Source organism: Roseivirga spongicola, assembly GCF_001592965.1.
Classification (GTDB): Bacteria; Bacteroidota; Bacteroidia; order Cytophagales; family Cyclobacteriaceae; genus Roseivirga; species Roseivirga spongicola.
Genome location: NZ_LRPC01000001.1, coordinates 562759 through 583914, shown reverse-complemented (window position 1 = coordinate 583914; position 21156 = coordinate 562759). Strand labels below are relative to the sequence as shown.

20 protein-coding genes and 1 tRNA gene are annotated in these 21156 nt (G+C 40.6%); 14 read left to right on the top strand and 7 right to left on the bottom strand.

Features of this window, described 5'->3' with window-relative positions:
- Nucleotides 1-6: 6 nt before the first annotated feature.
- From gldE to recG, 3 genes are all read left to right on the top strand, one after another.
- On the top strand, nt 7-1338 hold the full coding sequence (gene gldE / locus AWW68_RS02660) for a gliding motility-associated protein GldE (RefSeq protein ID WP_068218418.1): 1332 nt from the start codon (nt 7-9) through the stop codon (nt 1336-1338).
- The gene (gene gldD, locus AWW68_RS02655) at nt 1335-1922 is read left to right on the top strand and encodes a gliding motility lipoprotein GldD (RefSeq protein WP_245660197.1); all 588 of its coding nucleotides are present in this window, start codon (nt 1335-1337) and stop codon (nt 1920-1922) included. Before gldE ends, gldD begins: the two co-directional genes overlap by 4 nt.
- Before the next feature lie 352 nt (nt 1923-2274).
- Nucleotides 2275-4368, top strand: a complete 2094-nt coding sequence (gene recG, locus AWW68_RS02650; RefSeq protein WP_068216299.1) for an ATP-dependent DNA helicase RecG — start codon at nt 2275-2277, stop codon at nt 4366-4368.
- Between the two features lie 75 nt (nt 4369-4443).
- Here the strand turns inward: recG and AWW68_RS02645 are convergent, their stop codons facing one another.
- From AWW68_RS02645 to recF, 3 genes are all read right to left on the bottom strand, one after another.
- Nucleotides 4444-6564, bottom strand: a complete 2121-nt coding sequence (locus AWW68_RS02645) for a carbohydrate binding family 9 domain-containing protein (protein ID WP_068216297.1) — start codon at nt 6562-6564, stop codon at nt 4444-4446.
- A 353-nt stretch (nt 6565-6917) separates the two neighbouring features.
- The gene (locus AWW68_RS02640) at nt 6918-7403 is read right to left on the bottom strand and encodes a DinB family protein (protein ID WP_068216295.1); all 486 of its coding nucleotides are present in this window, start codon (nt 7401-7403) and stop codon (nt 6918-6920) included.
- Nucleotides 7404-7448: 45 nt separating this feature from the next.
- Entirely contained in the window at nt 7449-8558 is a 1110-nt protein-coding gene (recF, locus tag AWW68_RS02635; RefSeq protein WP_068216293.1) for a DNA replication/repair protein RecF, read from the bottom strand.
- A gap of 111 nt (nt 8559-8669) precedes the next feature.
- Between recF and pdhA the strand changes: the two genes are divergently transcribed.
- From pdhA to AWW68_RS02615, 4 genes are all read left to right on the top strand, one after another.
- Nucleotides 8670-9701, top strand: a complete 1032-nt coding sequence (gene pdhA / locus AWW68_RS02630) for a pyruvate dehydrogenase (acetyl-transferring) E1 component subunit alpha (RefSeq protein WP_068216291.1) — start codon at nt 8670-8672, stop codon at nt 9699-9701.
- A gap of 59 nt (nt 9702-9760) precedes the next feature.
- Nucleotides 9761-10444, top strand: coding sequence for a tetratricopeptide repeat protein (locus AWW68_RS02625; RefSeq protein ID WP_068216289.1), 684 nt, complete (start codon nt 9761-9763; stop codon nt 10442-10444).
- A 66-nt stretch (nt 10445-10510) separates the two neighbouring features.
- Nucleotides 10511-10987, top strand: coding sequence for a 6,7-dimethyl-8-ribityllumazine synthase (ribH, locus tag AWW68_RS02620; protein WP_068216287.1), 477 nt, complete (start codon nt 10511-10513; stop codon nt 10985-10987).
- An 11-nt stretch (nt 10988-10998) separates the two neighbouring features.
- Nucleotides 10999-12318 carry an aspartate kinase gene (locus tag AWW68_RS02615; protein ID WP_068216284.1) on the top strand — a complete coding sequence of 440 codons (1320 nt, stop codon included), beginning with the start codon at nt 10999-11001 and terminating at the stop codon, nt 12316-12318.
- A gap of 144 nt (nt 12319-12462) precedes the next feature.
- On the opposite strand, the gene AWW68_RS02610 is transcribed toward AWW68_RS02615, so the two are convergent.
- From AWW68_RS02610 to AWW68_RS02600, 3 genes are read right to left on the bottom strand one after another with little or no spacing between them, the layout of a single operon-like run.
- Nucleotides 12463-13056: a hypothetical protein gene (locus AWW68_RS02610; RefSeq protein ID WP_068216282.1), complete on the bottom strand. Its 594-nt coding sequence runs from the start codon at nt 13054-13056 to the stop codon at nt 12463-12465.
- Nucleotides 13057-13096: 40 nt separating this feature from the next.
- Complete coding sequence (locus AWW68_RS02605; RefSeq protein WP_068216279.1) at nt 13097-13708, bottom strand: hypothetical protein; 612 nt, start codon at nt 13706-13708, stop codon at nt 13097-13099.
- Nucleotides 13701-14375 carry a CAP domain-containing protein gene (locus tag AWW68_RS02600; RefSeq protein ID WP_157717498.1) on the bottom strand — a complete coding sequence of 225 codons (675 nt, stop codon included), beginning with the start codon at nt 14373-14375 and terminating at the stop codon, nt 13701-13703. Before AWW68_RS02600 ends, AWW68_RS02605 begins: the two co-directional genes overlap by 8 nt.
- Nucleotides 14376-14470: 95 nt before the next feature.
- Here AWW68_RS02600 and AWW68_RS02595 point away from each other — a divergent pair, with 95 nt between their 5' ends.
- From AWW68_RS02595 to AWW68_RS02585, 3 genes are all read left to right on the top strand, one after another.
- Nucleotides 14471-14944, top strand: a complete 474-nt coding sequence (locus AWW68_RS02595) for a C40 family peptidase (RefSeq protein WP_068216275.1) — start codon at nt 14471-14473, stop codon at nt 14942-14944.
- A gap of 81 nt (nt 14945-15025) precedes the next feature.
- Nucleotides 15026-15099: transfer RNA gene (locus tag AWW68_RS02590), tRNA-Ala, on the top strand.
- A gap of 95 nt (nt 15100-15194) precedes the next feature.
- A complete protein-coding gene (locus AWW68_RS02585) occupies nt 15195-16031 on the top strand; it encodes a toxin-antitoxin system YwqK family antitoxin (protein WP_068216273.1) in 837 nt (278 codons plus the stop codon).
- On the opposite strand, the gene AWW68_RS02580 is transcribed toward AWW68_RS02585, so the two are convergent.
- Entirely contained in the window at nt 16025-16369 is a 345-nt protein-coding gene (locus AWW68_RS02580; RefSeq protein WP_068216271.1) for a YraN family protein, read from the bottom strand. The two genes, AWW68_RS02585 and AWW68_RS02580, sit on opposite strands and share 7 nt — an antisense overlap.
- A 71-nt stretch (nt 16370-16440) precedes the next feature.
- On the opposite strand from AWW68_RS02580, the gene pgi reads away from it, so the two are divergent.
- From pgi to AWW68_RS02555, 4 genes are all read left to right on the top strand, one after another.
- Entirely contained in the window at nt 16441-18096 is a 1656-nt protein-coding gene (gene pgi, locus AWW68_RS02575; RefSeq protein WP_068216269.1) for a glucose-6-phosphate isomerase, read from the top strand.
- Nucleotides 18093-19079 carry a type I phosphomannose isomerase catalytic subunit gene (locus AWW68_RS02570; RefSeq protein ID WP_068216267.1) on the top strand — a complete coding sequence of 329 codons (987 nt, stop codon included), beginning with the start codon at nt 18093-18095 and terminating at the stop codon, nt 19077-19079. The genes pgi and AWW68_RS02570 overlap by 4 nt, the downstream gene beginning before the upstream one ends.
- A gap of 235 nt (nt 19080-19314) precedes the next feature.
- Nucleotides 19315-20034, top strand: a complete 720-nt coding sequence (lipB, locus tag AWW68_RS02560) for a lipoyl(octanoyl) transferase LipB (RefSeq protein ID WP_068216263.1) — start codon at nt 19315-19317, stop codon at nt 20032-20034.
- Nucleotides 20034-21155 carry a glycoside hydrolase family 113 gene (locus AWW68_RS02555; protein WP_068216261.1) on the top strand — a complete coding sequence of 374 codons (1122 nt, stop codon included), beginning with the start codon at nt 20034-20036 and terminating at the stop codon, nt 21153-21155. The genes lipB and AWW68_RS02555 overlap by 1 nt, the downstream gene beginning before the upstream one ends.
- The last annotated feature ends 1 nt before the right edge of the window (nt 21156 follow it).

Here is a 21156-nt window from a genome sequence, read left to right as displayed (position 1 = left end):
TTGGAAATAACACCAGACGAACCTGAGCCGAGTTTGGCGCTACTTTTACAACTCACAGAGTTGAGCACTCCATATCTGGTTTTCAATGTGCTTGCTTTTGTATTGCTTATTATTTCTTCGGCCCTTATTTCAGGCTCAGAGGTAGCATTCTTTTCTTTAGATAGCAATCAGCTTAGCGAGTTAGAAAAAGAACAATCTGTAACAAGTAATTCAGTACTAAAGCTATTGAGCAGAAGGCGCTATTTATTAGCCACTATTCTTATACTCAATAATTTAGTAAACATCGCCATTGTTACCATTTCCACTTTTTTCACCTGGGCCATTGTGGGTACTAAAACTACTGAAGGTATTGTAGTTGTGGCTCTTTCGGCCGTTGTTACTTTCGTTATTCTGTTTTTCGGAGAAGTAGTTCCTAAGAACTTCGCCAACCAGCACAATGAGAAGTTCGCCCGATTCACCTCAAGAGCATTGGTATTTCTAGAAAAAATATTCCGCCCAGCTTCTTGGACACTCATCACAGTTACTAACATTATAGAGAGAAACGTAGAAAAAAAGGGAGTTGACCTGACAGTAGATGAGCTGAACCAAGCTTTGGAAATTACTACTGGCGATGACACCACAGAAGAAGAGAAGGGTATATTAAAGGGTATTGTAAACTTTAGTACGTTATCTGTTCGCCAGGTAATGAAATCTAGGCTAGATATTACAGCTGTAGATATTGAACTGGACTTTCATGAGTTAATGGATAGAATTAATAAAAGTGGTTTTTCCAGAATTCCGGTTTACAAAGAAACCATAGACAAAATTGAGGGAGTACTCTATATTAAGGATCTCATTGCTCACGTAGACAAGGATGATACCTTTGCTTGGCAAACGTTGCTTAGACCTGGCTTCTTTATTCCTGAAAATAAAAAGGTAGATTCTCTGCTCAAAGACTTTCAAGAACAACGCGTTCACATGGCGATTGTGGTAGACGAGTACGGTGGGACATCTGGATTAATTACCCTAGAGGACATCATTGAGGAAATTGTAGGTGAAATTAATGATGAGTATGACGATGAAGACATTGCCTTCAATAAACTAGATAACTCTACTTACATATTTGAAGGCAAAACCAGCCTAAACGACTTCTGCAAAATTATTGGTGTAGAGCCTGCTGAGTTCGACAGCGTAAAAGGCGAAAGCGAATCGCTTGGAGGTTTATTGCTCGAAATTGGCGGAAAGTTACCAAGAGCTGGAGAGAAAATAGAATTCGGTAGATTTTTGTTTACCATTGTGGCTGTAGACTTAAGGCGCATTAAACGCGTTAGGGTATTGATAAGACCACAAACTTCGTGAGGAAAACATTCAACTTAATTTTTGCTAGTACCATTATTCTTGGCGCCATATTAAGCTGCGAAGAAGTGTATTTGCCCAAGCCTAAAGGATTCAATCGCATTGACCTACCCGAACCGAGATACCAAATTCTGCCCGATACTTTCCCCTACAAATTTCAGTATTCAGACCACTCTGTATTAACAAGAGACGACTCTAAGAATGCTGAACGCTTTTGGGTAAACCTTACATACCCACAGTTCGATGCTATTGTACAAATCACTTACAAAAGCTTGGTCGACCCTAGAAACCAACCGCAGGTATTATTGAACGAAGCTTTTGAGCTCGCCATGAAGCACAATGTAAAAGCGTATGGTATTGAAGAAAGTCTGATTAAAATACCGAATGGACAAGTAGCCAGCGTTACCGAGCTAGAAGGTGAGGTACCTACTCAATTTCAGTTCTTTACTTCAGATAGCACCCATCATTTCTTTAGAGGTGCCCTTTATTTTAACACCGCTACCAAAAATGACTCACTCGCGCCTGTGATTGAGTACATCAAAACAGACATGATACACCTGTTGAACAGCTTTGAGTGGAAATACTGACCCCATCTAAATCTTCCCCTTGCGAAGGGGAAGACTTTGCAGCGTTCTAGAGTAAACCAATTCACCTCTCAAATACATTCTCAATAGGAAACTTACCCCGGTGAGCGATAAAGCCAAGTCCCCTTTAGGGGATTTAGGGGTATTTCTTATCCCGAGGGTAATCGAGGGATAAACCAAACTTAGATACTAGGTCTTGTACAGCATGGAAACAAAAAGCATGCATACCAGAATCGTTTAAAACACTAAAAATAAATCTCACAACCCTTAAAGCCACGGATTAATCCGTGGACTAAAAGCTTAAAAAATCCGATGATATAGAATTGGTATCAGCATTCTATATTAATTTCATCCGATGCCTGCGTTCTTCGATACAAGCATAGAGTTTCTTAAAGGAGTTGGTCCGCAAAAAGCTGCCCTTATCGGTAAGGAAATGGGGCTATTCACCTATGGGGACCTGATCCAGCATTATCCATTCCGGTATGAAGACCGTACCCAATTCCACACCATAGAAAGTGTTCATGCCGATATGCCTTTTGTGCAGATCAAAGGAAGAATCACCAAAATGGAAACAGTTGGCGAAGGCAGAAAGAAAAGGCTAGTCGCTCGTTTTGAAGATGATACCCAAGCCATGGAGCTCGTTTGGTTCAAGGGTATTCAGTGGGTGGTCAAGAAGTTGAAACTAGGAGTAGATTATGTAGCTTTCGGCAAACCAGCAGTATTCGGAAGGAAAGTAAATATTGCTCATCCAGAAATTGAGATATTAACCACCCAAAACAATAAAGCCGGATTTCTTCAGCCAGTGTATCACACTTCTGAGAAAATGAAGGCCAAGTTTATAGACTCGAAGGCCATTTCTAAGATGATTCGTCAGGTAATTGTGCAGGCCGAGGGGCACATATATGAAACGCTGCCTGAAAATCTACTTCAGCAATTCAGCCTTATTGAGAAGAAATACGCGCTCTGGCATATTCACTTTCCATCCAACCAAGAACTTTTGCAAAAGGCACAGTTCAGGTTGAAGTTTGAAGAGTTCTTCTTCATTCAGCTTAAGCTGCTGAAAATGAAGGTGACTCGAATCGATAAATTCAAGGGTCAAGTATTCAATGATTCGTCTTTACTCACGGAGTTCTATAATCAGCACCTTCCTTTCGACCTTACAAATGCACAGAAGCGAGTAATCCGAGAGATTTATCAGGATATGAAGTCTGGCAAGCAGATGAATCGCTTGCTGCAAGGTGATGTAGGTTCTGGTAAAACCATTGTGGCTTTTATCTGTATGTTGCTGGTGGTAAGTTCGGGAGCACAAGCTTCCATGATGGCTCCCACGGAAATTCTGGCCGATCAGCATTATGAAGGATTGAAGGAGTATGCCGATTTACTCGGTATTAAAATCGCTAAGCTGACGGGCTCCTCTAAAACTGCCGAAAGAAGAGTAATTCACGAGGCGCTAGAAGATGGCTCATTGCAGATTCTAGTGGGAACGCACGCTTTGATAGAAGACAAAGTGCAGTTCAAGAATTTGGGTCTGGCCATTATTGATGAGCAACATCGATTTGGGGTGGCTCAAAGGGCCAAGCTTTGGAAGAAAAATGCCACGCAGTTCCCACATATTCTGGTGATGACCGCCACACCAATTCCCCGCACTTTGGCCATGACGGTTTATGGCGACTTGGATGTATCTATCATTGATGAGTTGCCAGCAGGGCGAAAACCAATTCAAACCATTCATGAGTATGACGGAAAGAGACTTTCTGTTTTTGGCTTTATGAAGAAAGAAATTGCCAAGGGTCGGCAAATTTATGTGGTGTATCCGCTGATTGAAGAGTCGGAAAAGCTTGAGCTAAAAGATCTGATGGATGGTTACGAAAGTATAGCCAGAGCCTTCCCTGACAACCACATCAGCATTGTGCATGGTAAAATGAAGCCGCAAGACAAGGATTTTGAAATGCAGCGCTTTGTGAAGCATGAAACGCAGATTATGGTGGCTACCACGGTGATTGAAGTGGGTGTAAACGTGCCGAATGCTTCGGTAATGGTCATTGAAAATGCGGAGCGTTTCGGATTGGCACAGTTGCACCAGTTGCGCGGCCGAGTTGGCCGTGGAGCAGATCAATCGTATTGTGTGCTGATGACTGACTATAAGCTGAGCAAGGAAGCCCGCATTAGAATTGACACTATGGTAAAGACTAACAACGGTTTTGAAATTGCCGATGTTGACCTCAGACTACGAGGTCCGGGTGACATCACTGGAACGCAACAAAGCGGAGTTCTAGACCTACTCATTGCTGACATCTCTAAAGACACCAAACTACTTCAAGCTGCGCGAAATGCCGCCAGCGACATTCTAGAGGCCGATCCAGAACTAAGCGCTGACCAGAACCGTAACATTTTGAGACATATCAACTCACTGAAAAAAACTGCGGTGAATTGGGGGAGGATTTCTTAATGTTCAATTAAGAGTGGTCAATTAAGAATTACGAGATCTGCTCGTAATTCTTAATTCGTAATTGATTATTGACCTTTACCACCTCCACAAGTAGCTCGCTTTGAAGAAGAATCCTTGAGCAGTGTTGAGGTATTGGTCATTCGGCACATAATCGGTGCCATTCCAGCGAACTTTCTCGTAAACTGAGCCCCAACCAAGATGTACTACAGTGCCCGGAATATAGGTGAAGCTCACCAGGAAGTTCGGACTAAAAACCTTGCTTAGGCTATTGTATTGAGCAATTCCACGGAAAAACAGATACTTGTTCATTTGATACACTAAGCGTCCTCGAGCAATGTGGATGTCATAGTATTTGGCATCAGTAGCTTCGCTGTATAGTGAGGCAAACCGGTGAGTGAAATCCATGCTGAATTTATCCGAAGCCTGAATATTCAAAGTTGCACTAATTCGCTTTCCGTAACCTTGCTCTGCCGCTGGGTAGTAGATTCCATTATCCCAATCATAATTAAGCCTAAAAAAAGTTCTTTTTGTTATTTGGCTCGATGCATTTAAACTGATACTACCATCTTTAAATTCCTGGCCTAAGTAGATTTCGGAAGACCTATCGACACTAACCGCCAACCTTGTTTGCCTTGGCAAAGTAGCCGCTAACTGAACGAAAATTACATGTTCATTCAAGCCACTGGGTTTATCTTTAGTAAGAGAAGTGTATAATGTAGGGTCTATTCGCTTAATTAGACCATCTCCCTTAGGGAAAAACTTGGGGTTTAAACTCAGTGTAGCCCTGCTGATCCCCGTTCTGGTGACATAGCCAACTTCAGATTGAAAGTCTTGTCCAATATCTAAAATACTAAATGAGCCATTGAAGCTGCGAGTATTTTTAGATAACCCAAGGTACATTGAACCTGCATTACTAAGGTGGCCTCCATTCAATGCAGCATTGTTCTCCGAGTACAAATAATGACCTGAGACCTGATAAGCCTCTTTAAATCTGTACTGACCATCGAGTCCAAATACGTTATTACTTCCTCCATTTTGTCTTCTAGTAGTGCCGAGCAAACCAACATAACTATCTTGAGTCAGAGATCTCATATAGCGCATCACGGCAACGTCTGCCGTGTTATCAGAAAGCTCTGGAATAGCAGAGTCAATTCGGTCGTCTCTATCTAAGGCATAAATCGTTGAAATAATATTCTTATCTCCGACTTTACCAGTGAGCTTGGTGGCAAATTTAGGGGTAACTATAGACCTAGAGTTGACAGCCATTTGTATAGGTTGAAAACCTCCGGTTCCAGCAAAGTTGAAGTTCTCATTACCTTCCAAAAAGAAGGGTCTTCTCTCTGGGTAGTTGACAGGGAAACGTTGGTTTACTTCCACCTGCTGAGCATCAGACTCCACTTGGCTAAAATCTGGGTTTATGGTAGCATCGAAAACCAAATCGGAAGTAATACCAATCTTGGTTGTGAGGCTAGGTTCAAAATTCGATTCTCTCACAAATTCTCCATCAACATGAGTTTTATTGACGCCATAGGTTACAGCAGGGAGAATTTCTACCAGTTTTGACTTTTTGACTCCATCATATTGCAGAGGCATCATCTGAGTTAGAAAAGCAAATCCTTTATCTGGGTCTAAAGGAGGGAAAGTACCTTGAGTAGAAAAGCGACTGATTCTTCTTTCGAAAATCACTCCCATTTCTACCTGACCGTCATTAGACTTGTACCGAATACTTTTGAAGGGAATCTTGACCTCTACTACGTAACCATCATCAACTATTTGTGCGGCACTGTAGAAAATAAGGTCAAGCCCAATATCCTCATTACCTGCGGCAAATCGAGTGTCCATCTGAATCCCACTTGGATTAACGTAAATGCCATAAAGTGACTGGCCGCTATTGAAAGAGTCTAGGTTAATGCAAATCCAGTCGTCTGCTCCAATTCTGTCGCGGGCGGCTATGGAAGTCTTGATTTCTGTAGGATCGTCAAAACATTTGAAAGCGAAGTACAAATTATCCTCATCATGAGCCATATAGGCTATGGTCTTATAAGGCATGTCTTTAGCGAAGTCTGGAACAAAAGTCTTGTAGCCGGTTACTTGAGGACTGTTTTTCCAAACCTCGTCATCTAAAACCCCATCAATTTGGGGAGGTACTTCGGTCTTGTTAGAAACCACAGGGTTTTGTGCTTTCGATATAGACAAAACCAGACAAAAAGATAGTGCCAGTAAAAGTTTGAGATTCACCCTACTAAAAATTAAAGCTTAAAAAATTTTGCTACTAAAATAGGTAACCACTTTCATAATTATCATTTCAAAAATAAAAACGTTCAATGAGTGAGAAGAATGGATGGCCATAAGGTCAAAAGTTTATGATTTCTTAGTTTGCCCCGAAGTTTTTGAGCAGGAAGCTCCCTACGGAAGAGTCAGTAAATCTGGCTTTTTTTGAGAGTTAAAGAGCTTACCCTCACCTCTATTAATAAAGCAGACTGATTAGAGAACTAACTCTCCCTTTAGTTTGGAAGAAATATACGCCCCTGAGCTTCGGGGTGGAGGGGTTATCTGTATTGTGGAGGAGCTATTCCTTTCATTCTTAAATAAGTTACAATTTGCCCTCTATGGTGTGAGTTGTGATCTAAATAAGAAACCACACCTGCTGTTAAGCCATCATTAGACTCTTGTTCTAGTATGAACTTATTGATTTCATCGAACTTGGCATTTGCCCACTCTATTAGCTCCTTCTTAGACTTAGAGTTTTCATCGCCAGGAGCCCACTGAGCATTGCCACCATTGCTTAAGGCCCTGTGGAAATAGTCTATACTATAAACAATGTGATAGGCCTGAGCCGCAAAAGTTCTTTGGTCATCATTCGGTTTAAATGAATAGTCATCTTCTGGCATGGCCTCCAACACCGCAACCGTGTAAGCCTTAGAAGCATCTAGTCTCTGTTTTAGCCAATCGTAGCCACCTTCGTTTGCATTGGCAGTAGAAGCAATAAAAATCAGCGCTAAAAATGCGCTCATTAGTTTGTTTGAGTTTTTCATATTGTTGAGTTTTTGGGTACAAACTTAATATACGTAACAGCTTACCTATTTTGTTTCCCTAGCCTGAATCTGACCATTATTAATATGAAAGTACCTATGCTCCTGATCAATCTTCTCAAAAATTGAAATAGAGCGTTCTGGTCGGGCGTCTGTTACGAAAATTTGTCCAAAAGCATCTGAGGCCACCATTTGCATCAGTTTTTCAATGCGCTGATCATCTAGCTTATCGAAAATATCATCGAGTAGAAGGATTGGTTTTACACCTAACTGATTTTTTAGAAAGTCGAAGTTGGCTAGCTTCAGAGCTATGAGATAAGACTTTTGTTGGCCTTGCGACCCAAACTTTTTTACGGGCACATCATCCATAATGAATACGAATTCATCTTTGTGAATTCCCTTGTTGGTTCGTTTCAGTATTAAGTCCTTTTTTAAAGAACTTTGCATTTTGCCTTCAATTCCTTCAGCAAAGTCCGACTCATATTCAATTCCGATCAACTCTTTTTCACTACTTAGTTTGGAGTAATGCTCCATTAAAAGTGGCTTGAATGACTCTATGAAGCTACTTCTTACTTCATGAACTTTTGTTCCTAGCTCAACCAACTTTTCGGTAAAGGGCTCTAGTAAATCTGAATCAAACCGGTCTTGTTCTGCAAACTGTTTCAGTAAACTATTCCGCTGTTTCAGCACATGATTATATGCAATGAGGTTGTTGAGGTAACCCTGATCTACCTGAGAAATAATAGCATCGAAAAACTTTCTCCTGTCTTCACTTGCGCCTCTTATTACGTCTGTATCGTTAGGAGCAATCAACACAGTGGGAAATTTGCCAATATGCTCGCTTACCTTTTTGTAAGGTTTGTCATCTAGTTTTATTTGTTTCTTCTTTCCTTTCTGGTAAGCGCCTAGCACCACTCTTTTCTTTTCTTCCACTTTGAATTCACCCTTAATGGAAAAGAAGTCTTCATTGTGAAAAATGCATTGCATGTCTAGAGCCTGATCGGCACTCTTGGTAAAAGCGAGGTAAAAGATGGCATCGAGCAGGTTGGTTTTGCCGCTACCATTTTCACCCAGAAAACAATTCACCTGAGGTGAAAAGCTCACTTGGGCTTGTTTGTAATTCTTGTATTGTATTAGTCTGACTGATTCGAGATGCATTTTCTACCGTAAAGCGGAAGTTAATTTCAAAGTTGAACGTTTTTGTCTTATTTTCGCAGTCCCATTTAAACAATTGAAAATTAAAGGTTTTTACCTTTTAAAGAATAGTACATGGCAGCAGCAAAAGGAAGCACAAAAGCTAAGGCTAAGAAAGAATCTAAGTTTTCAAAAGAAACCTATATGTTCTGGTACGAGAACATGCTTTTGCAAAGAAGGTTTGAGGAGAAGGCTGGTCAGCTTTATGGTCAACAGAAAATCAGAGGTTTCTGTCACTTATATATTGGTCAGGAAGCTTGTTCAAGTGGTTCTGTTACCGCTTTGAAAGAAGGTGATAAATGGATAACCGCTTATAGAGACCACGGTCAACCATTGGCGTTGGGTTCTGATCCTAAGGCTGTAATGGCTGAATTAATGGCCAAAGCCACTGGTATCTCTAAGGGTAAAGGTGGCTCAATGCACATGTTCGACAGAGAGAAGGGTTTCTTTGGAGGTCATGGAATTGTTGGTGGCCAGGTGCCATTAGGTGCTGGAATTGCCTTCGCTGAGAAGTATAACAAAACCGACAACCTGTGTATCTGTATGATGGGAGACGGTGCTGTTCGTCAAGGTGCCTTCCACGAAGCACTTAACATGGCTATGTTGTGGAAACTACCAGTAATCTTTGTTATTGAGAACAATGGTTACGCCATGGGTACTTCAGTTCAGAGAACTTCAAACGTAACGGAGCTGCATACCTTAGGTGAGTCTTACGATATGCCTTCTGCTCCTGTAGATGCCATGAATCCTGAAAACGTTCACGTTGCAGTAGAAGAGGCAGCAGACAGAGCAAGAAGAGGTGATGGCCCTACTTTGTTGGAGTTCAGAACTTACAGATATAAAGGACACTCAATGTCCGATCCTGCAAAGTATAGAACTAAAGAAGAGCTTCAAGACTATAAAGATAGAGACCCTATTGAATACGTGAAGTCTAAGATTTTAGAAAATAAGTGGGCTACTGAAGAGGAATTGAAAGCTACAGATAAGAAAATTAAGGACGAAGTAATGGAGTGCGTGAAGTTCGCAGAAGAGTCTCCTTACCCTGATGCTTCTGAAGCTTACAAAGACGTTTATGTTCAGGAAGACTATCCATTTATCACTGAATAGGTTTTAACCCTTTGTTTTACAACAATTTCTTTATATTTGCGACCTAATTTTTGAGAGAGATGGCGGAGAATAATTCTTCAGAAGAAAGAAACAGCAAAGACAGCAGCGCGATTGAAAAGTTCAAGAACGAAGTTGGACCAATCGGTTTTATTGGTGCAATTGTAGGCCTTATTGTGCTTGTTGTTGCTAGTGGACTGTTCTTTTTAGACTACAGAAAAGACCAAAGAAACATAGATGCTCAGAACGAGATTTTTCAGGCTCAGTATTATTATGAGAATGATAGTCTTGAATTTGCATTGATGGGCGATGGTAGAAACCTTGGTTTTATTGACATTATCGATATTTATGGCGGAACTGAAGTAGCTAACTTAGCTAGCTTCTATGCTGGTGCTTCTTACTTAAAGCAAAGACAGTATGAGCAAGCCATTGATTACCTAGAAGATTTCTCAACTTCAGAAATTTTGGTTCAGGGTAGAGCTTACAGCCTTATTGGCGATGCATATTTGGAGCTAGGTAACTTCTCTGATGCTGCAGATAATTACGAGAAGGCTGCCAATACTGTAGATGATCAATATTTCTCTCCTGGTTACTTATTGAAAGCATCTTTGGCTTACGAGAAAGGTTCTGACCTTTCTTCAGCTATTGAATCATTAGATAAGATAATCAACGATTACGCTAAATCTACTCAGGTGAACGAGGCGCGAAAACAAAAAGCAAGATTAGAAGTCCTTGCCGGACGTTAATTTTATAAACAACATTAACGAAGAAGGTAAGGCGATAGTCTTACCTTTTTTTATACACAAAATATTATGGCCAGTAGCAACAAAAACTTAAGCGAGTACAGCGATAAGAATATTACACCCATCAGCGAAAGAAAATTTGCTGTTGTAGTTTCTGAGTGGAACGAAGAGGTAACAGAAGCATTATATCATGGTGCATATAGTACCTTAATTCAGCATGGTGCACAGAAAGAAAACATTATTAGAAAGAGTGTGCCAGGCAGTTTTGAATTGACTTTAGGAGCTCAATGGATGGCAGCACAAGACGATATTGATGCAGTAATCTGCATTGGATGTGTAGTACAAGGCGAAACCAAGCACTTCGATTTTATCTGCGATGCAGTTGCGCACGGCATCACCAATGTTGGTCTAAAATTCAATAAGCCGGTAATCTTTGGTGTACTTACCCCAAACACCCAAAAGCAAGCGCTCGATCGCGCTGGAGGAAAGCATGGCAACAAAGGTGATGAAGCAGCCATTACAGCCATTAAAATGTTAGGGTTCTAATTCCGTAAACAATGCAGGTATACAAATTCGGAGGAACTTCTGTAGGCAGGCCTGAGCGCATGCACTCCGTTGCCGATCTCATTACAAGAGACGATCAATCTAAAATAGTGGTACTCTCAGCCCTCTCTGGTACCACCAATAGCCTAGTGAGCATTGGTGAGTCTTTAGCGGCCGACAAAAAGGAAGAAGCACTTGAAAAGATAAATGCACTCCGATCTCATTACAATGATTTTATAGATAGCCTCTTTTCTACACAAGAGAAGAAAAATGAAGCTACAGAGGTAATCACCGAGCATTTTGAGTTTCTAAAAATCACACTCAAAATATCCTTTAATGAGGCCCTCAGTAGAGATATTTTGGCTCAAGGAGAGCTAATGTCTACCAAGCTATTCACTCTGCTCCTTCAAGAAAGAAGTATTCCTGCTCAATTGCTTCCTGCGCTTGAGTTTATGAAGACCAATGAAGACCATGAGCCAGACTTAGACTTTATTAGCGCAAAGCTTTCTGCTATTCTTGAGAAGAACAGAAACCAAGGTTTGTTCATTACCCAAGGATACATCTGTAAGAACCATAAGGGTGAAATTGACAACTTGCAAAGAGGTGGTAGCGATTACACGGCTTCTTTGATTGGGGCTGCCATTAAGGCTACCGATGTGCAAATTTGGACCGACATAGACGGTATGCACAATAACGACCCTCGTGTGGTAGATAAGACATATCCGATTGCAGAGCTTTCATTCGATGAGGCTGCCGAGCTCGCTTATTTTGGTGCAAAAATCTTACATCCGGCCTCTATTTGGCCCGCCCAGAAGTATGGTATCCCAGTAAAACTGCTGAATACTATGCAGCCAGAAGCTAAAGGAACGGTAATAAGTAAGGGTACCATTTCGGCAGACGTTAAAGCCATAGCCGCGAAAGATGGAATCACTGCCATCAAGATAAAATCTACCAGAATGCTTCTAGCCTATGGTTTCTTGAGAAAAATATTCGAAATCTTTGAGAAGTATAAAACGCCAATCGATATGATTACCACTTCTGAGGTGGCTGTTTCTGTAACTATCGATGAAGATGAGCACTTGGACAAAATTGTGAAAGAGCTGAGTCAATTCGGGCAGGTAGAAATTGATAAAGCTCAGACTATCATTTGTGTAGTGGGTAACTTTGTGGCAGAACAGAAGGGTATTGTAACCAAAATTTTCGATGCGCTTGAAGAAACTCCAATTCGCATGATTTCATACGGAGGTAGTAGACATAACATTTCGCTTTTAACAGATAGCTCCAATAAGGAGAATGCACTTAAAAAGCTAAATGAGCATATGTTTGGGCTTTAAATGCGTGAAAATAAGGCTGTCTCTGAAGCCATTATCTGTGTCATTCCCAGCTCGAATAACTTCATTTCCGATTTATCGGAAGAGTCTGGAATGACTGTCGGCTTTTGAGACAGCCTTATTGTATTGAGCTTATTTTCTACAGTTTTATCTGGCCAAGGCCGCGGCTTGGTTATTTACTTCAGCCGGAATGGTCTTCTCAATAGCAGTTCTCATGCTAGAGTCGTAAATTAGGAATAACCAATCTGAGTATTTCGGATCGTTGATGGCCATCAAGAATTTCTCTCCTTTAGCATTGATTAGATTTTGGCTTTTATTGTAAGTAACGTTTTCCTTCCCAAAGTTACTTTGAAGTACTGGTACCAAAAGCGGTGCGTAGCCTCTCAACTCATCAGTATTGAGTGGTAAGTCAAGCTCAAATCTATACTTAATTAGCGCGTACTTAGTGTCTTTAATAGTTTTTAGTCCTTGCTTATTAAGTACCTCTGTATTCTTGAATTTCAGTTCAATACCCGATTGCTCCAGCATTTCAAATATTTGGAACATATCCTTTTTTGAGGTATGCTCAAAGATTGGAGGATACATGAAATCCAACACTTTGGTGTAATCCTTTTTTTCCATCAGTTTTAAAAACTGATCAACTTTGGCGTCTATGGCTGCATTGTCTTTTGAGCTTAGACTTTGTGCATTGGCCGATAGTGTAATCAACGCCAGGGTAGCTATTAATAGAACTTGTTTCATTTTGTCTCTTTTAGTTTGTAATAATCTGAAGTGGGCAGAATTAGTTTTTATTAATAAACTCTGAAATTTCAGTCAAAATTGGGGTAGGAACTAACATGGCGTTTAGAGCCGGATTGTTTACATCGAACTCTATAGCCGACCATTGATCGTCATAAGCCTGATCTTTGATGGCCAAAAGCCTTTTGTTCCCTTTAACTATTAAGGAAGAGGTTTCTTCCACATAGTCTATAGATTCTACCCCTGCAGTATTTAATAACGATAACTTGAGTATATCTATTGACTCTTTCGTTTTCATTTCTTCCTTAGTGATCTTCATCACCATCTCAGAGTAATAATTCACTAAAGCATATTTTACCGAATCATTTTTTGCCACCAGTATGGGCTCCTGATTAGTAATAGAGTCGTAGGATACCTCAAACCCCATTCCGCTCAAGCCATTTAACAGGCTGAGCATTTGTTGTTTCGTTACTAAATCGAAAACCTTCGGGTAGGTCATGTCTACAATCCCTTCAAAATTCATGCTTTCTGTATGCTTCATGAATTGAGCTATGGTGCTATTGAGGTCAGCCTTGTCTGTAGGAGATAATTGCTGTGCCCGTAAGCTAAATGAGCCAACAGCAAGTAAAGCGACAAGTATTACTTTTTTAGTCATTCTTAGGTCCTTTATCCTTTGACGATGTAGTCTTTATTTTTGTGAACATTTGAAAGTTCTGAGTGGCAATCCAGAAGCCTCTTCCTTGTTTATATACATCTTTATAGTTTTGCCACTTTTTGTCGTAAAAGTAAACTCCGCAACCCAATTGAAGTGCATCTTGCGAATACATTGTTTTTCTATGTGGCGGAGAGTCTATCCAACTTTGCACAATGCTATCTGCTAGTTCAATATACGTGCCGAATTGTCTTCCGCCTGTGGCATGAATGTTTTCACCTATGTTCGGATTAGATATTCCAGCTAGTTTAGCCCGTTGAGAGGGGGTTTTTCTTTTTTTATCTTTTGGGTTATTATGGTCGAAGAAGTTGTCTTTGGCCATGGCTATAGAATGATTGTATGCCATAGTTTCTAAGCCAGAATGGTATTCTAAGGCTGTTAAGCCTTGCTCTAAGCGCGCTTCGTTGGTAACAAAGAACAGCGCAGCACTAAGCAGAGGGTAGTCAATTTTGTCGGTGTCTAACTGTTTTTTGAAAAGCTTGAAATCCCGAAAATTCTGATCGTTCAATTCTGAATAGTAATCATCTTTCCACTTTCTTTGGGCATAAACATTAGGTGCCGATGACAAGGCGAATAAAACTGTAACTAAGAATAAAATGACGGTTTTCATAGGCTTAGAAAGATAGTCAATACCAATTAGCACTCTTGGTAAAAGAAAAAATAAAATGAAAAATTTTAAATTTGAATACCGACACCCAACTACTCATGAAAAATAGAACACTGCTCAGAAATTCTGCGCTGATCTTTCTCCTCATTTTGATTTCTGGCTGTGGAGGGCATATGTCTCGTGCTAAGAAAGTAGACTTGGTAGTTCAGACAGCCAGATCATACACTGGTACACCCTATAAATATGGAGGCACTACACGAGTAGGAATGGACTGTTCAGCACTGCTTTTTCATTCCTTTCAAAGTGTAAGACTTACACTGCCTAGAACTTCAGCTGAGCAAGCTAAGAAAGGGAAGCGAGTTAATATCAAAGATCTTAAAGTCGGTGATATGGTGTTTTTTGCAACAGGCAAAAAGAAAAGGCAGATTAATCATGCAGGTATTGTAACGGCCATTAGAGGTAGAAATGATGTCCGATTTATCCATGCCTCCACCTCACTTGGAGTAACAGAAAGCAACCTCTACTCCAGCTATTATAAAGAAAGATTTAGAAGAGCACGTAGGGTGTTTTGATTTAATTAAAGACAAGTCTATATTTGCGCACCTTTTGGGGGTTTAGCTCTCCCGATAATTATCGAGAGGCTAGAGCAAAAAGGGGGTTTAGCTCAGCTGGCTAGAGCGCTACACTGGCAGTGTAGAGGTCACCGGTTCGAATCCGGTATCCTCCACAGAAATTAAGCCTTGCTTCTCGCAAGGCTTTTTCATTTCTTCTAATTACAACTCTTTCAAAATACACTTCAACAGTATTCGTTATCTTCACGACATGCAAAAAAGGGTTTTGCTTTTTGGTTTAATTGTTTTGCTCACCTCCTGTGGCGGGGTAGATCAGATTTTTGCTCCAGTTGAAAAGGAGAAAGATCCGACCAAGCCGGATATTACGTTAGAAGATGAAAAACCTCAAGAAGCCGATACCATTCCCGATGCTGAGGAAAGAGTAAAACGCAATGTCTTTTATGGAGAGAAGACTAAAAAGGCCTTTACTTCTTTCTCTGAAAGAGATACAGAAGATTTCCGTTTGTTCTACGTATTGCCAGAACCGGTAGCGGCAGCACCTTACGTAAGAAAAGTGTTTTATCACGATGCTAAGAATAACACCATTCGTTCTGCCGAAGGGAAAGGACAGATGCTAGATAGAGTTTTGCATGGGCCTTACGAGCGCATAGTTAACGATGTAGTTATTGAAAAAGGAGACTTCTATTACGGAACCAAACACGGTACTTGGCTGTATCAGCGAATGGATTCTACCCTATACGAGAAGGAGCATTATACCAAGGGTTGGTTCACAGATTCACAGATTACTTATTATGATGAAGACCAGAAAACCAAAATGAAGGAAGTGATTCCTTTTCAGTATGGAAAGAAGGAAGGAACCTACTACAGATTTTATGAAAGTGGCAATGTTGCAGTAACTGGAGAATACGTATTCGATAAAAAAGTAGGCGTTTGGATTGAATACCACGATGTACCAGGAGTAGTGGTTCAAAAGCGTTGGTTGCAGTACCCTAAAGTTTTTTACGATTGGGACTTTGAACCTTACATAGTTAGAGAGTGGAATAAAAACTCTCAAACCATTTATAATTCCTCCAAAACAGGTCAGTAGAAGGCATCTTTCAGGTGTTCTATTTGCATAGTGGTTTGTTTTACAATAATAGCCACAATATCAAACCGAATATCTCCTTTCCAGCCCTGTTCCTCCACATAGTAGTTAGCCGCTCTTATTATGGCTTCTTGCTGATTTTTAGAAACGAAATCTTCTGGAAAGCCAAAACTGTTAGAGCTTCTTGTTTTTACTTCTACAAAAATCATAAGCCCTTCACCTTGCATAATCAGGTCTATCTCTGATTTGCCGTGTCGGTAATTCCTTGCTAGAATTTTATAGCCTCTTTGCCTCATCTCTATTTCGGCCATGGCTTCTCCTCTTTTGCCAAACGTTTGCATGGATATGAATGTGGTTGATCTTAATTTAGGGAATAATTTGAAGTAAATTCAAAGCCTACAAAGAACTCACGATGCTACAGAACATTAACCCTACTGAAACTCAAGCCTGGAAAAAATTATCGGAGCATGCCGAAAAAATGAAGCAGGTTCATATGAAAGATCTTTTTCAGTCAGATGACAAAAGGTTTGAAAAGTACTCTCTTCGTTTTAACGACACGCTGGTAGATTACTCTAAAAACATTATTACTGAAGAAACCATAGAGCTACTGTTTAAGCTAGCAACAGAATGTGGTGTTAAAGAGGCCGTAAAGGCAATGTTTTCGGGAGAAAAGATAAACCAAACCGAAGACAGGTCTGTCCTCCATATTGCTCTTCGAAATATGGGTATTGAACCTATAATGGTTGATGGTGAAGATGTTATGCCCGATGTAAAGGCAGCGTTGGCTAAGATGAAAACCTTTGCCGACAAAGTAACAGCGGGTAATTGGAAGGGCTATTCTGGCAAATCCATAAAGTACATTGTAAACATTGGGATTGGAGGTTCAGACCTTGGACCTGTAATGGTTACTGAGGCCTTGAAGTCTTATGCTACATTCGGCATCAAACCATACTTTGTTTCTAATGTAGATGGCACGCACCTTTCTGAAGTGTTGAAAGAGGTGAATGCAGAGGAAACTCTTTTCATGATTGCTTCTAAGACTTTCACTACTCAAGAAACCATGACCAACGCGCATTCAGCGAAAGATTGGTTCTTGGCTAATGGAGGAACTGAGGCTGACGTAGCGAAACACTTTGTAGCACTTTCTACCAATGCTGAAGCTGTTGCTGCCTTTGGTATTGATACAGCCAATATGTTTGAGTTTTGGGATTGGGTAGGAGGCAGATACTCCCTTTGGTCTTCAATAGGGCTGTCCATTGCATGTACTATAGGTTACAACAACTTTGAGGAGCTGCTTACAGGTGCCTATGAAATGGATCAGCATTTTTTAAATACTCCGCTAGAAGAGAATATTCCTGTAACTCTGGCTTTAATCGGCTTGTGGTACGGAAATTTCTTCGGCAGTGAGTCTGAGGCTATTTTACCATACGACCAATACATGCACCGCTTTGCTGCCTATTTTCAGCAAGGGAACATGGAGAGTAATGGAAAGTATGTAGATAGAAATGGAAACACAGTTCAATATCAGACAGGACCAATTGTTTGGGGCGAACCTGGAACTAACGGACAACATGCCTTTTACCAATTGATTCATCAGGGTACTAAGCTAATTCCATGCGACTTTTTGGCGCCAGCAATCAGCCAGAATCCATTAGGAGACCACCATCCGAAATTGCTTTCGAACTTCTTTGCACAAACCGAGGCTTTAATGAACGGAAAAACCAAAGAAGAAGTAGAGGCTGAGCTTAAAGCTCAAGGTAAAAGTGATGAAGAAATTGCTGAACTAGCACCTTTCAAGGTATTTGAAGGTAATAAGCCAACAAACAGCATTCTTTTCAAAAAACTGACACCAAAAGTGTTGGGTAGTCTTGTGGCTATGTACGAACACAAGATTTTTACGCAAGGCGTTATTTGGAACATCTTTAGTTTCGATCAATGGGGAGTAGAATTGGGTAAAGTATTGGCCAAAAAGATTCTTCCAGAGCTAGAGAGTCAAGAAGATGTATCTTCTCACGATGCATCGACTAACGGATTGATCAACACTTATAAGGCAATGAGAAAAGGATGAGCAAAAGATACTTATACCCACTAAAATTCGATACCATATTTAAGGAGAAAATCTGGGGAGGCACTAAGATAAACGATGTGCTTGGTAAAGATTTTTCACCCCTTAAAAACTGTGGCGAAACTTGGGAGATCTCAGGTGTGCCAGGTAACCTTTCCAAAGTTTCAGAGGGGGTACTAAAAGGAAGTACGTTGCCTGAGCTTATTGAAGAGTTTAAGGAAGACTTGATTGGGAAGAAGGTATATGAGGCTTTCGGAAATGAATTTCCTCTTTTGGTAAAGTTTATCGATGCCGCTCAAGACTTATCCATTCAGGTGCATCCCGATGATAAATTGGCCAGAGAAAGACATAACTCTCTTGGTAAATCTGAAATGTGGTATGTCTTTCAGGCCGATGAAGGCGCCAAATTGATCAGTGGTTTCAATAGAGAAACCAGTAGAGAGGAGTATTTACAGTATTTGAATAGCGGAAAGCTGACCGAATTACTGAACGAGGAGGAAGTACAAGCTGGCGATTGCTTCTATCTGCCTGCTGGTAGAGTACACACTATAGGGAAGGGGCTTTTGTTGGCAGAAATTCAGCAGTCTTCAGATGTTACCTACCGTATATATGATTTCGATAGAACAGATGATGAAGGAAATAAAAGAGAGCTTCATACAGAACAAGCTCTAGATGCTTTAGATTATCATGCCTATTCGGAATACAAAACCAACTATAAAAGAGGGCTAAATGAGGTGGTGCCTTTGGTTAAATCACAGTACTTTCAAACCAATCTTTTAGAGTTTACAACAGGTATAATCCGTGAGCATTTCGATCAAGATTCCTTTATTATTTATACTTGCTTAGAAGGTTCGGCTAATCTCGCCTCAGAGGGACAAACTACAAAAATTTGCATGGGAGAAGCAGTTTTGTTGCCACGAAAATTCAAATCGGTTCATATAAAAGCCAATTCGGGCTTCAAAATGTTGGAAACATTCATGCCATAATCTATTTTTGGAACATGGCTGGTAAGAAGAATATGAAAAAGTTCTCGGCCACGTTCCTTAATATGAAAGACAATAGCGTGGTCAAGACAGAGTTTCTTGCGCGTAATCAAACCTCGGCTCAGCGTAAGGCCAACAGACAAGTAACGAAATATGTTCGTGTATTATCTGTGGAACTTATTGGAGACGTACCGAGGGAGGCCTAATTTAGCGTGCATGTGGCCGATTAAGCGTAAGTATGAGTATTCTTCAGAATAAGAGAGTTGAGGTAATTTATCTTGGAGAGGATGATTACCAAAAAGTGTGGGATTATCAAGAGTCGATCTTTAAAAAGACTGTTGATCGAAAAATTGATAATCGTAAATCAGTTGAGTCATCGGTGGTGCCCACCGATAACTATCTCATATTCTGTGAGCATCCTCATGTTTATACTCTAGGGAAGAGTGGTTCAATAGACAATCTGCTTCTGGATGAAGAAGGATTGCGGGAGAATTTTGCCCAATTTTATAAGATCAATAGAGGCGGTGATATCACTTATCACGGTCCAGGGCAAATTGTTGCCTATCCAATCTTAGATCTTGAGAATTTTTTCACAGATATACATAAGTATTTACGCTTTCTAGAAGAGGCTGTAATCTCTACTATGGCCGATTTCGGGCTGAAGGCAGGGCGTATTGATGGTCTAACGGGAGTATGGATAGACTTTGAAGAAGGTGCCGAAGACCCTAGAAAGATTTGCGCTATGGGAGTGAAGTCTAGCCGATGGGTGACTATGCATGGTTTGGCCTTAAACGTTAACACAGATTTATCGTATTTTGGACATATTGTTCCTTGTGGTATAGATGATAAAGCGGTTACTTCTATGCAGAAAGAGCTTGGTCATGAGGTAAATATGGACGAAGTAAGGGCTAGGCTAACACATCATCTGGCTACTATCTTTGAGATGGAGTTGATATAATGAAACCCAAAAAGCTATCGATTGTCATTTTTCCAATCACCTTAGTGTTGATTGGCTTTTTGGTGTTTGGTAGGCCTCAGAAACAATCCAGTATCAATATTTCTAATCATGCCAAGCACAGAGGTGTTTGTTGGGTGGCAAGTCATTATAAGCCAGATTCACTGGCCTTTCAACAGTTGGTTAATAATAATGTGAATTGGATTTCTCAGACTCCATTTGGATGGCAGAAAGAGCATAATTCACCATTAATTGGTAATCAGATTGGTAGAGATGATGGTTGGTATGGAGAAAGCGATAGAGGCCTGAGAGAAACTACTCGAATAGCTAGGTTGTACGGTATCAAAACCATACTTAAGCCTCACATCTGGCTCAGAGATAGCCAAGGCAAATGGAGAGGAGAAATAGCGATGGAGACTGAGGCCGACTGGAAAACTTGGTTTGCCAATTATGAAGAATTTATACTTCACTATGCCAAGTTAGCCGAAGAAGAGTCTATTGAAATGCTCTGCATAGGCACAGAACTTTACAGAACTTGCGTGGAGCGAGAGGCAGATTGGCGCAGTCTGATTGAGAAGATTCGTTCTGTCTACTCTGGAGAACTTACCTATGCAGCCAACTTTGCCGATGAGTATGAAGAGGTAGCATTCTGGGATGAGCTAGACTATATCGGAGTTCAAGGTTATTTCCCTGTGGTGCAAATAGAAGAGCCTTCAGTAGAAGACGTAAAAAAAGGTTGGAGTGAACACTTAAAGCAGTTGGGTAACTTTTCAGCCAAATATGATAAGCCTATTCTGTTTACAGAGATCGGATATAAAAGCACCAAGGATGCTGGTATTGAGCCTTGGCAATGGCCTCAACGCATGAGCAAGAGCGATAGAGAAAAGATTTTCAGCGAGAAGGCTCAGGCCAATCTCTATGAAGGAATGTTTCAAGCATTGGCAGATGAACCTTTTATTGCTGGATTTCATTTTTGGAAATGGTTTCCGCCAATTCCTGAGTCGGCAGAAAGGCGAAGAAGAAATTATACTGATGATGGGGCTTTCAATATTGATTTTACCCCTCAGAATAAATTGGCCGAAGGCGTTATGCGAGAGTGGTTTGAGAAAATGGCCAAACAATAAT

Excerpts from the sequence above, each read along its gene's own strand:
- AWW68_RS02615 (WP_068216284.1), top strand. The coding sequence starts at position 10,999 with ATGCAGGTATACAAATTCGGAGGAACTTCTGTAGGCAGGCCTGAGCGC.
- pgi (WP_068216269.1), top strand. The coding sequence starts at position 16,441 with ATGCTACAGAACATTAACCCTACTGAAACTCAAGCCTGGAAAAAATTA.
- AWW68_RS02570 (WP_068216267.1), top strand. The coding sequence starts at position 18,093 with ATGAGCAAAAGATACTTATACCCACTAAAATTCGATACCATATTTAAG.
- AWW68_RS02595 (WP_068216275.1), top strand. The coding sequence starts at position 14,471 with ATGAAAAATAGAACACTGCTCAGAAATTCTGCGCTGATCTTTCTCCTC.
- recF (WP_068216293.1), bottom strand. The coding sequence starts at position 8,558 with ATGCATCTCGAATCAGTCAGACTAATACAATACAAGAATTACAAACAA.
- AWW68_RS02585 (WP_068216273.1), top strand. The coding sequence starts at position 15,195 with ATGCAAAAAAGGGTTTTGCTTTTTGGTTTAATTGTTTTGCTCACCTCC.
- ribH (WP_068216287.1), top strand. The coding sequence starts at position 10,511 with ATGGCCAGTAGCAACAAAAACTTAAGCGAGTACAGCGATAAGAATATT.
- lipB (WP_068216263.1), top strand. The coding sequence starts at position 19,315 with ATGAGTATTCTTCAGAATAAGAGAGTTGAGGTAATTTATCTTGGAGAG.
- recG (WP_068216299.1), top strand. The coding sequence starts at position 2,275 with ATGCCTGCGTTCTTCGATACAAGCATAGAGTTTCTTAAAGGAGTTGGT.
- AWW68_RS02580 (WP_068216271.1), bottom strand. The coding sequence starts at position 16,369 with ATGCAAACGTTTGGCAAAAGAGGAGAAGCCATGGCCGAAATAGAGATG.
- AWW68_RS02605 (WP_068216279.1), bottom strand. The coding sequence starts at position 13,708 with ATGACTAAAAAAGTAATACTTGTCGCTTTACTTGCTGTTGGCTCATTT.
- AWW68_RS02625 (WP_068216289.1), top strand. The coding sequence starts at position 9,761 with ATGGCGGAGAATAATTCTTCAGAAGAAAGAAACAGCAAAGACAGCAGC.
- AWW68_RS02555 (WP_068216261.1), top strand. The coding sequence starts at position 20,034 with ATGAAACCCAAAAAGCTATCGATTGTCATTTTTCCAATCACCTTAGTG.
- pdhA (WP_068216291.1), top strand. The coding sequence starts at position 8,670 with ATGGCAGCAGCAAAAGGAAGCACAAAAGCTAAGGCTAAGAAAGAATCT.
- AWW68_RS02610 (WP_068216282.1), bottom strand. The coding sequence starts at position 13,056 with ATGAAACAAGTTCTATTAATAGCTACCCTGGCGTTGATTACACTATCG.
- AWW68_RS02600 (WP_157717498.1), bottom strand. The coding sequence starts at position 14,375 with ATGAAAACCGTCATTTTATTCTTAGTTACAGTTTTATTCGCCTTGTCA.
- AWW68_RS02640 (WP_068216295.1), bottom strand. The coding sequence starts at position 7,403 with ATGAAAAACTCAAACAAACTAATGAGCGCATTTTTAGCGCTGATTTTT.